The following is a 13391-nucleotide window of genomic DNA, read 5'->3' as shown; positions in this document are numbered from 1 at the left end:
CATCAAACAACTCCGACGAAGGCCAATCGCGAGAAGATCGCACAGATTGGGAGAGTGTAGGAGCAATTGATTTCAGCAGATGAACGCGATCTCACTACCCCCCTGTAGGAGCTGCCGCAGGCTGCGATCTTTTGATCTTCAAAAACAGGATCAAAAGATCGCAGCCTGCGGCAGCTCCTACAGGGAATTGTTATTTGTCGTTGGTCAGGCTGTTGTAGCTGGTGAACAGGTTGCGGTAGTCCGGGATGTGGTTGGAGAACAGCGTGCCCAGCCCTTCAATGTCGTTGCGCCAGTCGCGGTGCAGCTCGCAGGCCAGGCCGAACCAGGTCATCAACTGCGCACCAGCGCTGGACATCCGATTCCACGCCGATTCGCGGGTCAATTGGTTGAACGTGCCCGACGCATCGGTGACCACGAACACATCAAAGCCTTCCTCTATCGCCGACAGTGCCGGGAACGCCACGCACACCTCAGTCACCACACCCGCGATAATCAACTGTTTCTTGCCAGTGGCCTTGATCGCCTTGACGAAATCTTCGTTGTCCCAGGCATTGATCTGCCCCGGACGGGCGATGTACGGCGCATCCGGAAACAGCGCTTTCAGCTCGGGCACGAGCGGGCCGTTGGGGCCGGTTTCAAAACTGGTGGTGAGGATTGTCGGCAGTTTGAAGTACTTGGCCAGATCGGCCAGCGCCAGCACGTTGTTCTTGAATTTGTCCGGATCGATGTCGCGCACCAGCGACAGCAGCCCGGCCTGGTGATCGACCAGCAGCACCGCTGCGTTGTTCTTGTCCAGACGTTTGTATTGAGTGGTCATTGCAGTAATCCTCGCGGGGTGTAGAGGCCGACGGGGTCGGCCTCAGGAGACTCGATCAGCGCTGGGAATCCAGCACTTCGTGTTCGTTCGCGACTTGCTGAGCCTTGAGGTAGCTCTCGATCAGCAATTGATAATGCGGCATGGCCTGGGCGTAGACGGCCGCCCACTGCTCGGCATCAGGACGGTTCCACGAGCCTTGCAGCTCGGAAAGCGTAGCCATGATGTCGATCGGCACCACCCCGGCCTGCGCCAAACGGGCAACTGTCAGATCAGTGGCGAGTTTGGAATGATTGCCGGAGGCATCGACCACGGCAAAAACCTTGTAGCCTTCGTGCACGGCAGCGATCGACGGGAACGCCAGGCAAACGCTGGTCAGCGTGCCGGCGATCACCAGGGTTTTCTTGCCAGTAGCTTTGACTGCCGCGTGAAATTCCGGGTTGTCCCAGGCATTGATCTCGCCCTTGCGCGCCACGTATTGCGCATGCGGTGCGGCTTCGTGTATTTCCGGAATCAACGGCCCGTTCGGCCCTTGCGGCACGGAGGCCGTGGTGATCACCGGCATCTTCAACAGGGTCGCCGCTTTCGCCAGCGCTACGGCATTGGCGCGCAGTTGCGGCACGTCCATGTCCTTGACGATCTGAAACAGACCGCTCTGGTGATCGATCAGCAGCATGGCTGCGTCGCTGGCATCGATGGTCGGTTTCTGGCCGTCGAAGTTCGCTGCATTGACTGTGTTCATGTGCGTGTCCTCTTTTCTTTAGGCAACAGCCATCCCTGGCCTTCGAACCGGCCTACGCGTCCTGTGTAGAGCGGAGTGGTTGTGCGTTAAGCGTGCATCTGGCCGAAGCGGCCGGACTGGAAGTCGGCGAAGGCCTGGTGAATTTCCTGCTCAGTGTTCATCACGAACGGGCCGTGGCCGACGATTGGCTCATCGATTGGCTCGCCGCTGAGCAGCAACACCACTGCGTCCTGACTGGCTTCGAGGGTCAGTTGCTTGCCATCACGTTCGAACAACGCCAACTGCCCTTCGCGCACCGATTCCAGACCGTTGACCTGCACCGACCCCTTCAACACCACCAGCGCGGTGTTGCGGCCTTCGTGCAGATCCAGCGTCAGCAACTTGCCGGCGTTCAGGCGCAGATCCCACACGTCGATCGGCGTGAAGGTGCGCGACGGGCCGGTGTGGCCATCGAACTCACCGGCGATCAGGCGCAGGCTGCCGGCGTTGTCCTTGAGCGCAATGCTCGGGATGTCGCTGTCGAGAATGGTCTGGTAGCCCGGCGCGGCCATTTTGTCCTTGGCCGGCAGGTTGACCCACAGCTGCACCATTTCCAGTTTGCCGCCGGTTTTGGCGAAGTCATCCGAGTGAAACTCCTCGTGGAGGATCCCGGACGCCGCCGTCATCCATTGCACATCGCCCGGGCCGATGACGCCGCCACTGCCGGTCGAATCGCGGTGCTGCACTTCACCGTCATAAACGATAGTCACCGTTTCGAAACCACGGTGCGGATGCTGACCAACGCCACGACGTTCGGTCGTCGGCGTGAAATCGGCAGGGCCGGCGTGATCGAGCAGCAGGAACGGGCTGATGTGTTTGCCGAGGTTGTCGTAGGAAAACAGCGTGCGGACCGGGAAACCATCGCCGACCCAATGGCCGCGAGGGCTGGTGTAGATACCGATGATGTTTTTCATGGTTGTCTCCAATGGGGTGAGTGATGCGATGGATTAAGCTTAAATCCATGACCATTAATGCACTAGACTGCAAAAATCAGCCTTAGCGTTCTATCTGGAGAACGATGGTGGAAGACCTCAACACCCTTTATTACTTCACTCAAGTGGTCGAACACCACGGATTCGCCGCTGCTGGCCGTGCGCTGGACATGCCCAAATCGAAGCTCAGCCGACGAATTGCCGAGCTGGAAGAACGCCTCGGCGTACGCCTGCTGCACCGCACCAGCCGCCACTGCTCGCTGACTGAAATCGGTCAGGCCTATTACCAGCGTTGTTTGGCCATGCGCATCGAAGCCGAAAGCGCCGCCGAACTGATCGAACGCAACCGCTCCGAGCCGCAGGGGCTGGTGCGCCTGAGTTGCCCAACCGCGCTGCTCAACTCGTGGGTCGGGCCGATGCTCACCCGCTATATGCTCAAGTATCCGCTGGTGGAACTGTTCATCGAGAGCACCAATCGTCGCGTCGACCTGATTCACGAGGGTTTTGATATCGCCTTGCGCGTGCGCTTTCCGCCGCTGGAAAACACCGACATGGTCATGAAGGTGCTCGGCAACAGCATGCAATCGGTGGTCGGCAGTCCGCAGTTTGTCGAACGCCTGTCGTCACCGCCCTCGCCCGCAGACCTCAATGGTTTGCCGAGCCTGCATTGGGGTGCGGCGCAGCGCGAGTATCAGTGGGAGTTGCTGGGGCCAAATGACAACACCGCGCTGATCCGGCACACGCCGCGCATGGTCACCGATGATTTGATCGCGTTGCGTCAGGCGGTGATTGCTGGCGTTGGCGTGGCGCATTTGCCGAGTGTGGTGGTGCGTGAGGACATTGCGGCGGGGCGTGTGGTGGAGTTGATTCCGGGGTGGGCGCCGAAATGTGGCGTGGTGCATGCGATCTTTCCGTCGCGGCGCGGGTTGTTGCCGTCGGTGCGCACGTTGATTGATTTTCTCGGCGAGGAATTTGCGCACAGTGACATTGCCTGAATCGGTGGGGCGCCCATCGCTGGCAAGCCAGCTCCCACAGGATTTGGGGGTGAACACATCATTCATTACCAACATATATCCCTGTGGGAGCTGGCTTGCCAGCGATGAGGCCAGTCCAGACAACACAGAATCCAGGATTGATTCATGACTTCTGCTCAACACTGCTTTGCCCCGGCAGCGGTTTTTCTCACGGATGCACACGCGGATACTCGAGCCCATTCCCACTGCAATCCCTGGAGTCTTTCATGCCTGTTCCCGCTTTCGGCCTCGGTACCTTTCGCCTGCAAGGCCAAGTGGTCATCGACTCGGTCAGCACCGCCCTTGAACTCGGCTACCGGGTCATCGACACCGCGCAAATCTACGAGAACGAAGCCGAGGTCGGCGAGGCCATCGCCGCCAGCGGCATCCCCCGCGAAGAGCTGTTTATCACCAGCAAGATCTGGATCGCCAATTTCGCCAAAGACCGTCTGATCGACAGCCTCAAAGAGAGCCTGCAAAAGCTGCAGACCGACTACCTCGACCTGACACTGATTCACTGGCCATCGCCGGAAGAACAAGTGCCCGTCGAAGAATTCATGGGTGCCCTGCTGGAAGCCAAACGCATGGGCCTGACCCGGCAGATCGGTGTGTCCAACTTCACCATCGACCTGATGAAACAGGCGATCGCCGCCGTGGGCGCCGACAACATCGCCACCAACCAGATCGAACTGCACCCGTACCTGCAAAACCGCGCTGTGGCCGAGTTCGCCCAGAGCCAAGGCATTCAAATCACCTCGTACATGACCCTCGCCTACGGTGAAGTGTTGAAAGACCCGCTGATCCAGCAGATCGCCGAACGCCTGCACGCTACCCCGGCGCAAGTCACGCTGGCCTGGGCCATGCAACTGGGTTACGCGGTGATTCCGTCGTCGACCAAACGCGCCAACCTGCAAAGTAACCTGGGGGCCACCGCGCTGACCTTGAGCGATGCCGACATGGCGCAGATTGCCCAGCTGGAACGCGGCCATCGCCTGACCAGCCCGAAAGGCATCGCGCCGCATTGGGATTGATTGCTCAGGCTTGAAGACGTTGCGCGAGAACACTCATGGCCTCGCGTAACGCGCTGACGCTGGTGTCCAGCGCCACACTTCCGGCATCCGTGCAGGCGCGCTCAAGGTCGGTACATGCCGACACCAGCCGCGCCGCGCCGACCACCTGTGCGCCGCCCTTGATGTGGTGGGCCAGATCGCGCAACCCGGCGCGGTCAAGGGCTTGCCCGAGGTCATCGAGCCGCCGCAGATCGCCGTGCAAACTGCTCAGCACCTCCTTGCGCAAGTGCTCGATGATCGCCTGGTCATCGCCGGCCAAATGCTCCAGCACACTCAGATCCAATTCTGCCAGCGACGGTTTTTCCAGGCGCGGGACGTCTTGTTCCTCATCACGCGCAGCGCTTAACGCCTGACTCAAGTCGTGCAGACGAATCGGCTTGAACAGGCAATCGTCCATGCCGGCCTCCAGGCAGCGTACCTTTTCCTCGACCTGCGCATTGGCGGTAAAACCCAGGATCAGGCTACGTGGTGCACCTGCCAGCGCCTCGGCCTGACGAATCTCGCGGGCCAGTTCATAGCCATTGAGTCGCGGCATATTGCAATCGGTGATCAGCACATCGAATGACTGCTCGCGCCACAATGCCAGGCCCTGCTGACCGTCCTGACTGTCGACCGTGCGATGGCCCAGCTCACTCAGTTGCCAGCACAGCAACAAGCGGTTCACTGGATGATCGTCCACCACCAGAATGTTCAGCGCCTGCGTTGCGACGGGTGTCAGTTGAACCACGGCATCGCCGGGTGCGAGCGCTTCCAGCAATGGCAGTTCGAGCCGCACGGTGACCTGTGTACCAAGGCCGGGCTGGCTGTGCAGTTGCAATTCGCCGCCCATCATTTCGCACAGGCTGCGGCTGATCACCAGGCCCAGCCCGGAGCCACTGCGCGCGGCGTGTGAATGGTTACCCGCCTGGACAAATGGACTGAACAGGCGCTGCAGGTCATCGGCACTGATGCCAATGCCACTGTCTTCGATGATCAGGCTGACGGCCAGTTGCTCCGTCGTCACGCTGTTCACTTGCAGTTGCAGACTCACTTCGCCGGCCTCGGTAAATTTGATCGCGTTGTTCAACAGGTTGGACAACACCTGCTTGAAGCGCGTCGAATCAACCAGCACGTCGACGTCACTGCGCGCATCCAGTTCGACGTGCCAGAGCAAACGCTTCTGCCGCGCCAGACCTTCAAAGACCCGGCACACCGACGCCACCTGATCGCGCAGATTGGCCCGTTCCGGGGCGAGCGATAAATGCCCGGACTCGATGCGCGCAATGTCGAGGATGTCGCCGATCAACACCAGCAACTGCTGGCCCGCGCTGGAGGCGACTTGAATCGCCAGCCGATCGGTCACGCCCTCCTCCGCCCGCTTCAGTGCCAGTTCGAGCATGCCGATCAAGGCATTCATCGGCGTACGGATTTCATGGCTCATGGTGGCCAGAAAAGTGGTCTTTGCCCGATTGGCATCGTCGGCGGCGTCCTTGGCGTCCTGCAACTGACGCAACCACTGCTGGCGCTGGCTGATCTGCCGACGCTGAAAGCCGATCAAGCCCAGCGCCAGCAACAGCAAGACGGCAGCTGCGACAAAGCCCAGCAGAATCTCTGTGCGATGACGCTGCCAATAGCTGGCGTCGACCGCCAGATCATGGGTCCAGCGCCCAACCAGCTCGTCCATTTCCTGCGGAGCAATGCTCAGCAGCGCCTTGTTCAAAATCGAGTGCAGCTCAGTCGCTTGCGGTGACGTGGCCATGACGATTCTCGCCGGCTGATCACCCACGGTGGTGGCGATCCGCAAACGCTCGCGGTACTGGCGGGCAATCAGATAACGCGCGCCTACCAACGAACTCAAGGTCGCCTCCACTTGCCCCTTGCTGACCATCTCCATGCCGATCGCCGGACTTTTCACCTCGATCAGCGTGACCTCTGGCGCATGCTCGACGAGGTAAGCGCGTAGCGGATGCGCGCGATAGATCGCCAGGCGCTGGCCGGCCAGATCGTCGAGGTTGCGCGGGCTGCCGTCAGTCATCGCAGTGACCAGCACAAACGGGTTGTTCAAATAGGCTCGGGTGAAATGCAACTCGTCTTCGCGTTCACGGCTGGGGGTGATGACCGGCAACACATCAAGCTCGCCTGCTGTGAGTTGCTCTATCTGCCGACTCAGCGAGCTGCCGCGAACGATCTCGAAGGTCAAGCCACTGCGCTGACTGATCAGGCTGAGCAATTGCGCCGCAAGCCCGCTGAGTCGGCCATCGGCATCAAAAAACGACAACGGTGCAAAATCTTCAATAGCGCCTACCCGTACCCGTGGATGTTGGTCCAGCCAGCGTTGTTCGCCAGCGCTCAGTGGCACCCGCGCGTGCTCGGCCATCTCGGCCCGGCCGGCACTCCAGCGCTGCTCGATGAGCTGGCGTTGGTCCATCGGGATGCTGGCCAAGGCTTTGTCGATGATCCGTTTCAAGCGCCCATCGGTACGGCGCAAGGCAAACCCGAACGGATTGGCATCAAGCCCTGAAGGGCCGACCAGTTGCACATCGTTACGGTAGTTGGTGTTGATCAGGTAATTGGCGCTGATGAAGTCGCCCAGGTAGACATCATCCACCCCGAACGCCACGGCCCCGAGTGCATCCATGGCCGAGTGGTAGCGTTGAATATTGCTTTCGGGATAGAAGGCCTGCACCACCGACAGAGGCAAATAATCTTCGGCCATCGCCAGGCGCTTGCCGGCCAGATCGGACAGCGCCTGCTCACCGATGCGGGCCACCAACACCGGCTGGTCTTCGGCGTAGGCGCGGGACAGCATCAGTTCAGGGTCGGCGAGTTCAAAGTTGTTCGAGGTGCCGAGTACGTCAATCTCGCCACGTTTGAGCGCAGCAATCGCCGCCGTTCGGTCGGCGTAACGCCGCACCTCGATCCTGACATTCAGCAGTTGCGCGAGCAGATCAGCGTAATCGGCGCTGAGGCCTTCCAGTTGATGCTGGTTACGTGTCAGTTCAAAAGGCGGGTAATCCGGCCCGGAGACTCCCATGTACAGCACCGGATGTTTGCGCAACCAGTAGCGATCGGTGCCGTCCAGCCGCAGTTGGACATTTTCCAGGCGGGTGCGGGTGAGAATCTCCAGCGATTTTGGTACAGCATCAGCCCAGGCCGTCAGCACGCTCGCCGACAACAGCATGAGACACCAGCGCCACCAGCCCATGCCGACCTCTCAGATCAAGTGATTGCGTCTGGCGAAATCACGCAGATGAACCGCCGAATTGACCCCCAGTTTGGCCATCAGGCGCGATTTATAGGTACTGACGGTCTTGTGACTGAGGTGCATGTCTTCGGCAATGGTTTTGTTCGGCTTGCCGGAAGCCAGTTGCACAAAGATATTCAGCTCTCGGTTGGATAGCTGGTCGATCAGTTGCGTTTCTGAGCCTTGCAGTGTGTTCGAGGCATTCGCGTTGTCGGACAGTGCGGTGAAGTAGGTGTAACCGGACATCAGCGCCTGAATGGCTTTGTGCAATTGCTGCAAATGATTGGTCTTGGGCACGAAAGCCATGGCGCCGGCGCGCAGGCAACGTTCCTGGTAGAACGTGGCTTCGTACGAAGTGAAGATCAGAATCAGGCAGGTCAGGTCATTGGCTCTGATGCGCTCCATGACATCGAGTCCGTCGAGCATCGGCAGATTCAGATCCAGCACGACCAGTGTTGGCTGATGCTCGCGCAGCAGTTGCACCACTTCGTTGCCGCTGGATGCCTCATGAATGACTTTGAAACCTTCCGCTTGCAGCACGATTCTGACCGCGGCGCGCACCACCGGATGATCGTCGACGATCAGCGCTGACTTCATGAACACTCCCTGTGAAAAGCATGACGATGACGATCTGATCCGTTGGTGTCGGATAGTGGGGTTACGCAGAGACTGTTGCACGGGCATCAAAGCGAATCTACCTGTCAGGTCTGACAGTTGTGGCTTGCGTGAATCTATGCTTGAGCGCGCCGCGACGGCACTGATTCCGCTGCCCAGGCCCGCTGCGCTGTCGCGGTGTGAGCGTCGACCGCTGCCATCAGCGCTTTGATTGTCTGCAGGCCAGGCAATGCGGCGTGAGTGATTTGCAGGTTTTCCTGGGCAAACCCCGGATCGGCCTGCAATGGCGCCGAAGGTTCGTTGTAGATCAGGGCGTGGCGAACGTGCGGGTTATCAAGGAAGAAGGCCAAAAGATCCAGCGAACCGGCGGCCAGTTCGGCATTGATGACCACCACGTCGAACGGTTCGCAGCCGTACTCGACGAGGGTCAATAACTCGAGAAGATTCTGTACCGGTGCAACCCGGTAGTAGCCGAGGCCATTGAACACACGTTCGATTTTCATCCGGTGAAAATGCTGCGAGTCGGCAATCAGGATGCGCAGGGTTTTATTGATCATGGTCGATCTCCCGGTAGTAGCAGTTTCTGGGTGCGGCAAGACTACGCAACGCTCGCGGATCTTTATGTAGGACGTTTCTGAAGAAACCGGTCATTCATCCGGGGCCAGAACACGCAACGGCGGGACAGGCATTGTCATTGACTTGCTGATTGCGGAACTGCAACACGAAGGAAAACGCCTAGACATCCAACTGCTCCAGAAGGGAACCCAGCGATGAGCGATCCGCCGTCCGGATCAGATTCAACTGGCGTCGTTGACTCGCATAGATCGTCTCAGCGTGCGGCTGCCCGCGCCGCGCATCGTGGATCACACCATGACGAATCTGCGCGTTGCTCTGGAAAAAACGTATCGGATCAACCCCCACGGCGGCCAGCAACTCACCATTGATGATCAGCAAATCAAACTGATCGAACGGCTCGTACGAGTACTGGGTCACGCTGAGCAGTTCCCGGAAGGAACACACTGCCGTGAGCGCTCGATAACCGAGTTCGTTCAGCGATTTACCGATTCTGTCTTGCAGAGACGGTTGCTCTTCGGCAATCAGGATTCGCCAACACTTGTAGGACATTTTCTTTCACGGCTATGGGAAAAGTTACGGTGCATCACACTAAGCAAAAGCAAGCGCGAGTCATGTAGGACGATTCTGATAAACAGACAGAAAGGTCTCAAAACCCCAAAAGAAAAAAACCACGCCGGACAACCCGACGTGGCTTTTTGATGGACCCGCGACGGCGTTAACCCAAGGTCTCGCCGAACGTTTGCTCTGCTTTGCGCAGGCTTATTCCGTGGTACTCGGACTCCAGAACGCCTGCACCACCAACGCCGAAGTGGAAATGCGCGCGACCAATGCATCCAGTTCATCACCGTCGACCGAGGTGGTGGCCAGTGTCGCTTCAATCTCGATTTCATCCGCGCCAAACGCATGCACATCGACATCGCTGGCCGGGTAGTTGCTGCGTTCCAGTTCGGCTTCCAGCAGAGCGAACACCGCTTTCTGCTGCGAGCGTCGAGCGATGACGTAGACGATGTTGGTGACCTCCGCCGAAACCACGTCCAATGGCTGGCGGTTGATGTTGTTGACGATCGGCCGCAGCAAGGTATTGGCGGCGAGAATGAACAGCGTGCCGAGTACCGCTTCGGCGAGCAGGTCGGCGCCGGCACAGGCGCCGACCGCAGCAGACGTCCACAGGGTCGCGGCGGTGTTGAGGCCGCGCACATTGCCCTCTTCGCGCATGATCACCCCGGCGCCGAGAAAACCGATGCCGGAGACCACGTAGGCAACCACGCGCACCGCGCCTTCTGCACCGGCGAGACGGTTGGCCATGTCGACGAAAATCGCTGCGCCGACCGCCACCAGCACGTTGGTGCGCAGGCCGGCGGTGCGTTGCCGGTATTGGCGCTCGAAACCGATCAGGCCACCGAGGATGAAGGCGGCGCTGAGGCTGACAAGGGTGTCGAGCAGCGAATCGAGGTTGAGGTTGTTGATGGCTTGCATCGTCATCTCCCTGAAAAAACACAAACCCCCTTGTGGGGCCTGCTTGAAACGAGCCCCTGTAGGAGCTGCCGAAGGCTGCGATCTTTTGCTGTTGCCTTTTAAAAACAAGATCAAAAGATCGCAGCCTGCGGCAGCTCCTACAGGGGCAGCATTATTGCCAGCCGAAGCGGCGGATGTAGAAGCCTTTCACCGCCTGGGTCAGCGCCATGTACGCCAGCAGGATCACCGGCAGGAACACGAAGTACAGCGACGGCAGCGCCTGCAATTTGAAGTAGTGCGCCAGCGGCCCCATCGGCAGGAAAATGCCGACCGCCATGATGATCCCGGTCATCACCAGCAGCGGCATCGCTGCGCGGCTTTGCAGGAATGGAATCTTCGGCGTGCGGATCATGTGCACGATCAGCGTCTGGGTCAGCAACCCGACCACGAACCAGCCGGACTGGAACAGGGTCTGGTGATCCGGTGTGTTGGCATCGAAGACGTACCACATCAAGGCGAACGTGGTGATGTCAAAGATCGAACTGATCGGGCCGAAGAACAGCATGAAGCGCCCGACGTCGCCCGGTTGCCAGCGTTGTGGTTTTTTCAGCATTTCCTCGTCGACGTTATCGAACGGAATGGCGATCTGCGAAATGTCGTAGAGCAGGTTCTGCACCAGCAAATGCATCGGCAGCATTGGCAGGAACGGAATAAACGCGCTCGCCACCAGCACCGAGAACACGTTGCCGAAGTTGGAGCTGGCGGTCATCTTGATGTACTTGAGCATGTTGGCGAAGGTGCGCCGCCCTTCGAGCACGCCCTCCTCCAGCACCATCAGGCTCTTTTCCAGAAGAATGATGTCAGCCGCTTCCTTGGCGATATCCACTGCGCTGTCCACCGAAATACCAATGTCGGCGGTGCGCAGTGCTGGCGCATCGTTGATGCCGTCGCCCATGAACCCGACGACGTGGCCATTGCCTTTGAGGATGCGCACGATGCGCTCCTTGTGCGACGGCGTCAGTTTGGCGAAGACATTGGTGGTCTCTACGGCCACCGCCAGTTCGGCATCGCTCATGCGCTCGACGTCGTTGCCCAGCAGCAAGCCTTGTTGCGCGAGGCCGACTTCGCGGCAGATCTTCGCGGTCACCAGTTCGTTGTCGCCGGTCAGCACCTTCACTGCCACACCGTGTTCGGCCAAGGCTTTCAGCGCGGGTGCAGTGCTTTCTTTCGGTGGATCGAGGAACGCCACGTAACCAATCAGCGTCAGTTCCTGTTCATCCGCCAGGCTGTAAATCTCACGACCTTCGGGCATCGAGCGAGCGGCCACGGCCACCACGCGCAAGCCTTCAGCGTTGAATGCTGCGGTGACCTGACGAATCCGGGTCAGCAATTCATCGCTCAAGGCTTCATCGACCTCACCGTGACGCACGCGGCTGCACACCGCCAACACTTCTTCCACCGCACCTTTGCAGATCAATTGGTGGGGCTGGCCACGGCCTTCGACCACCACCGACATGCGCCGACGATTGAAGTCGAACGGGATCTCATCGACCTTGCGAAACGCCGTGCCGACTTTCAGTTCACGGTGGATTTCCACGTGCTCCAGCACCGCGACATCCAGCAGGTTTTTCAGGCCGGTCTGGTAGTAGCTGTTGAGATAGGCCATTTCCAGCACGTCATCGGAATCGGCGCCCCACACGTCGACATTGCGCGCAAGGAAGATCTTGTCCTGAGTCAGGGTGCCGGTCTTGTCGGTGCACAGCACGTCCATGGCGCCGAAGTTCTGGATCGCATCAAGACGTTTGACGATGACTTTTTTCCGTGACAGAAACACCGCGCCTTTGGCCAGCGTCGAGGTGACGATCATCGGCAGCATTTCTGGGGTCAGGCCGACGGCAATCGACAGCGCAAACAGCAGTGCTTCGGTCCAGTCACCCTTGGTGAAGCCGTTGATGAACAGCACCAGCGGCGCCATGACGAACATGAAACGGATCAACAGCCAGCTGACTTTGTTGACGCCTTGCTGGAACGAAGTCACTGCGCGATCGGTTGCGCCGACACGCTGGGCCAGCGCGCCGAAATAGGTGCTATTGCCGGTGGTCAGGATCACCGCCACCGCTGTTCCCGACACCACGTTGGTGCCCATGAACAGGATGTTTTCCAGCTCCAGCGGATTGCGCGTGTCGCGATCAGCCTGACGCGGGAATTTTTCCACCGGCATCGATTCGCCAGTCATCGCTGCCTGACTGACGAACAGATCCTTGGCGCTGAGCACGCGGCAATCGGCCGGAATCATGTCACCGGCCGAGAGCACGATCAGATCGCCCGGCACCAATTGTTTGATCGGCAGCTCGCTGCGCGGCGCGTCACGGCGCATCACCGTCGCGGTGTTGCTGACCATGGCTTTCAGCGCATCGGCGGCCTGGTTGGATTTGCTCTCCTGCCAGAAACGCAGCAGCGTCGACAGTACCACCATGGAGAAAATCACCACGGCAGCCTTGAGGTCTTCGGTCAGCCACGAGATCACCGCCAACAACGTCAGCAGCAAGTTGAACGGGTTTTTGTAGCAGTGCCACAGGTGAGTCCACCATGGCAGCGGCTGCTCGTGTTCGACTTCGTTGAGGCCGTATTGCGCACGCAGCGCATCGACTTCGAAATCGGTCAGGCCATCGGAATGCGTGCCCAGCGACGACAGCAATACACCGCTGTCGCAATGCGCAGCATCGACCAAAGTGTTGGCCAGAGTCGGCGGGACTTCACGGCTGACCGTGGTGTCGTTGATCGATTCCAGCAGCGCCAGGCGACGGAAGTGCCGGGCGATGTGGCGGGTCCGCAGAAAACCTGCGAAAAATTCCTTGAGCGTAAGTTTCATGGCTGTTGCCCCTATGGTCAGCCGGGAAACCGTCAAGCAG

The 13391-nt window shown here is 59.4% G+C and carries 11 protein-coding genes; 2 read left to right on the top strand and 9 right to left on the bottom strand.

Going from position 1 to position 13391, the window contains the following annotated elements; genetic code table 11:
- Positions 1-190: 190 nt before the first annotated feature.
- The 3 genes from ycaC to ACQ4MY_RS26915 all read right to left on the bottom strand — a co-directional run bounded on the left by ycaC (position 191) and on the right by ACQ4MY_RS26915 (position 2509).
- On the bottom strand, positions 191-817 hold the full coding sequence (gene ycaC / locus ACQ4MY_RS26925) for an isochorismate family cysteine hydrolase YcaC (RefSeq protein WP_440097032.1): 627 nt from the start codon (positions 815-817) through the stop codon (positions 191-193).
- Positions 818-872: 55 nt separating this feature from the next.
- Positions 873-1556: an isochorismatase family protein gene (locus ACQ4MY_RS26920; protein WP_008084027.1), complete on the bottom strand. Its 684-nt coding sequence runs from the start codon at positions 1554-1556 to the stop codon at positions 873-875.
- An 86-nt stretch (positions 1557-1642) separates the two neighbouring features.
- Positions 1643-2509 (bottom strand): pirin family protein, encoded by an 867-nt coding sequence (locus tag ACQ4MY_RS26915; protein ID WP_440097030.1) that lies wholly within the window; start codon positions 2507-2509, stop codon positions 1643-1645.
- A gap of 104 nt (positions 2510-2613) precedes the next feature.
- On the opposite strand from ACQ4MY_RS26915, the gene ACQ4MY_RS26910 reads away from it, so the two are divergent.
- Complete coding sequence (locus ACQ4MY_RS26910; RefSeq protein ID WP_008084032.1) at positions 2614-3522, top strand: LysR substrate-binding domain-containing protein; 909 nt, start codon at positions 2614-2616, stop codon at positions 3520-3522.
- Between the two features lie 245 nt (positions 3523-3767).
- Complete coding sequence (gene dkgB / locus ACQ4MY_RS26905) at positions 3768-4571, top strand: 2,5-didehydrogluconate reductase DkgB (protein ID WP_440097029.1); 804 nt, start codon at positions 3768-3770, stop codon at positions 4569-4571.
- Between the two features lie 4 nt (positions 4572-4575).
- On the opposite strand, the gene ACQ4MY_RS26900 is transcribed toward dkgB, so the two are convergent.
- The 6 genes from ACQ4MY_RS26900 to mgtA form a co-directional block, all read right to left on the bottom strand.
- The gene (locus ACQ4MY_RS26900; protein WP_440097028.1) at positions 4576-7794 is read right to left on the bottom strand and encodes a transporter substrate-binding domain-containing protein; all 3219 of its coding nucleotides are present in this window, start codon (positions 7792-7794) and stop codon (positions 4576-4578) included.
- 9 nt (positions 7795-7803) lie between these two features.
- A complete protein-coding gene (locus ACQ4MY_RS26895; protein ID WP_440097027.1) occupies positions 7804-8430 on the bottom strand; it encodes a response regulator in 627 nt (208 codons plus the stop codon).
- Positions 8431-8564: 134 nt separating this feature from the next.
- Entirely contained in the window at positions 8565-9005 is a 441-nt protein-coding gene (locus ACQ4MY_RS26890; protein WP_440097026.1) for a chemotaxis protein CheY, read from the bottom strand.
- A gap of 178 nt (positions 9006-9183) precedes the next feature.
- Positions 9184-9573 carry a hypothetical protein gene (locus ACQ4MY_RS26885; protein WP_008084041.1) on the bottom strand — a complete coding sequence of 130 codons (390 nt, stop codon included), beginning with the start codon at positions 9571-9573 and terminating at the stop codon, positions 9184-9186.
- Between the two features lie 210 nt (positions 9574-9783).
- On the bottom strand, positions 9784-10500 hold the full coding sequence (locus ACQ4MY_RS26880; RefSeq protein ID WP_008084043.1) for an MgtC/SapB family protein: 717 nt from the start codon (positions 10498-10500) through the stop codon (positions 9784-9786).
- 151 nt (positions 10501-10651) lie between these two features.
- Positions 10652-13351, bottom strand: a complete 2700-nt coding sequence (gene mgtA / locus ACQ4MY_RS26875; RefSeq protein WP_440097025.1) for a magnesium-translocating P-type ATPase — start codon at positions 13349-13351, stop codon at positions 10652-10654.
- Between the last annotated feature and the right edge of the window lie 40 nt (positions 13352-13391).

The organism is Pseudomonas sp. SM4 (assembly GCF_051913165.1).
GTDB lineage: Bacteria > Pseudomonadota > Gammaproteobacteria > Pseudomonadales > Pseudomonadaceae > Aquipseudomonas.
Note: the sequence above shows the minus strand (reverse complement) of the source record. Positions and strands in the feature narration are given on the sequence as shown.

What these genes read in the sequence shown, in the direction of transcription:
- ACQ4MY_RS26915 (WP_440097030.1), bottom strand. Translation starts at nt 2,509, where the DNA reads ATGAAAAACATCATCGGTATCTACACCAGCCCTCGCGGCCATTGGGTC.
- ACQ4MY_RS26900 (WP_440097028.1), bottom strand. Translation starts at nt 7,794, where the DNA reads ATGGGCTGGTGGCGCTGGTGTCTCATGCTGTTGTCGGCGAGCGTGCTG.
- ACQ4MY_RS26880 (WP_008084043.1), bottom strand. Translation starts at nt 10,500, where the DNA reads ATGCAAGCCATCAACAACCTCAACCTCGATTCGCTGCTCGACACCCTT.
- ACQ4MY_RS26910 (WP_008084032.1), top strand. Translation starts at nt 2,614, where the DNA reads ATGGTGGAAGACCTCAACACCCTTTATTACTTCACTCAAGTGGTCGAA.
- ACQ4MY_RS26885 (WP_008084041.1), bottom strand. Translation starts at nt 9,573, where the DNA reads ATGTCCTACAAGTGTTGGCGAATCCTGATTGCCGAAGAGCAACCGTCT.
- ACQ4MY_RS26890 (WP_440097026.1), bottom strand. Translation starts at nt 9,005, where the DNA reads ATGATCAATAAAACCCTGCGCATCCTGATTGCCGACTCGCAGCATTTT.
- ACQ4MY_RS26895 (WP_440097027.1), bottom strand. Translation starts at nt 8,430, where the DNA reads ATGAAGTCAGCGCTGATCGTCGACGATCATCCGGTGGTGCGCGCCGCG.
- ycaC (WP_440097032.1), bottom strand. Translation starts at nt 817, where the DNA reads ATGACCACTCAATACAAACGTCTGGACAAGAACAACGCAGCGGTGCTG.
- mgtA (WP_440097025.1), bottom strand. Translation starts at nt 13,351, where the DNA reads ATGAAACTTACGCTCAAGGAATTTTTCGCAGGTTTTCTGCGGACCCGC.
- dkgB (WP_440097029.1), top strand. Translation starts at nt 3,768, where the DNA reads ATGCCTGTTCCCGCTTTCGGCCTCGGTACCTTTCGCCTGCAAGGCCAA.
- ACQ4MY_RS26920 (WP_008084027.1), bottom strand. Translation starts at nt 1,556, where the DNA reads ATGAACACAGTCAATGCAGCGAACTTCGACGGCCAGAAACCGACCATC.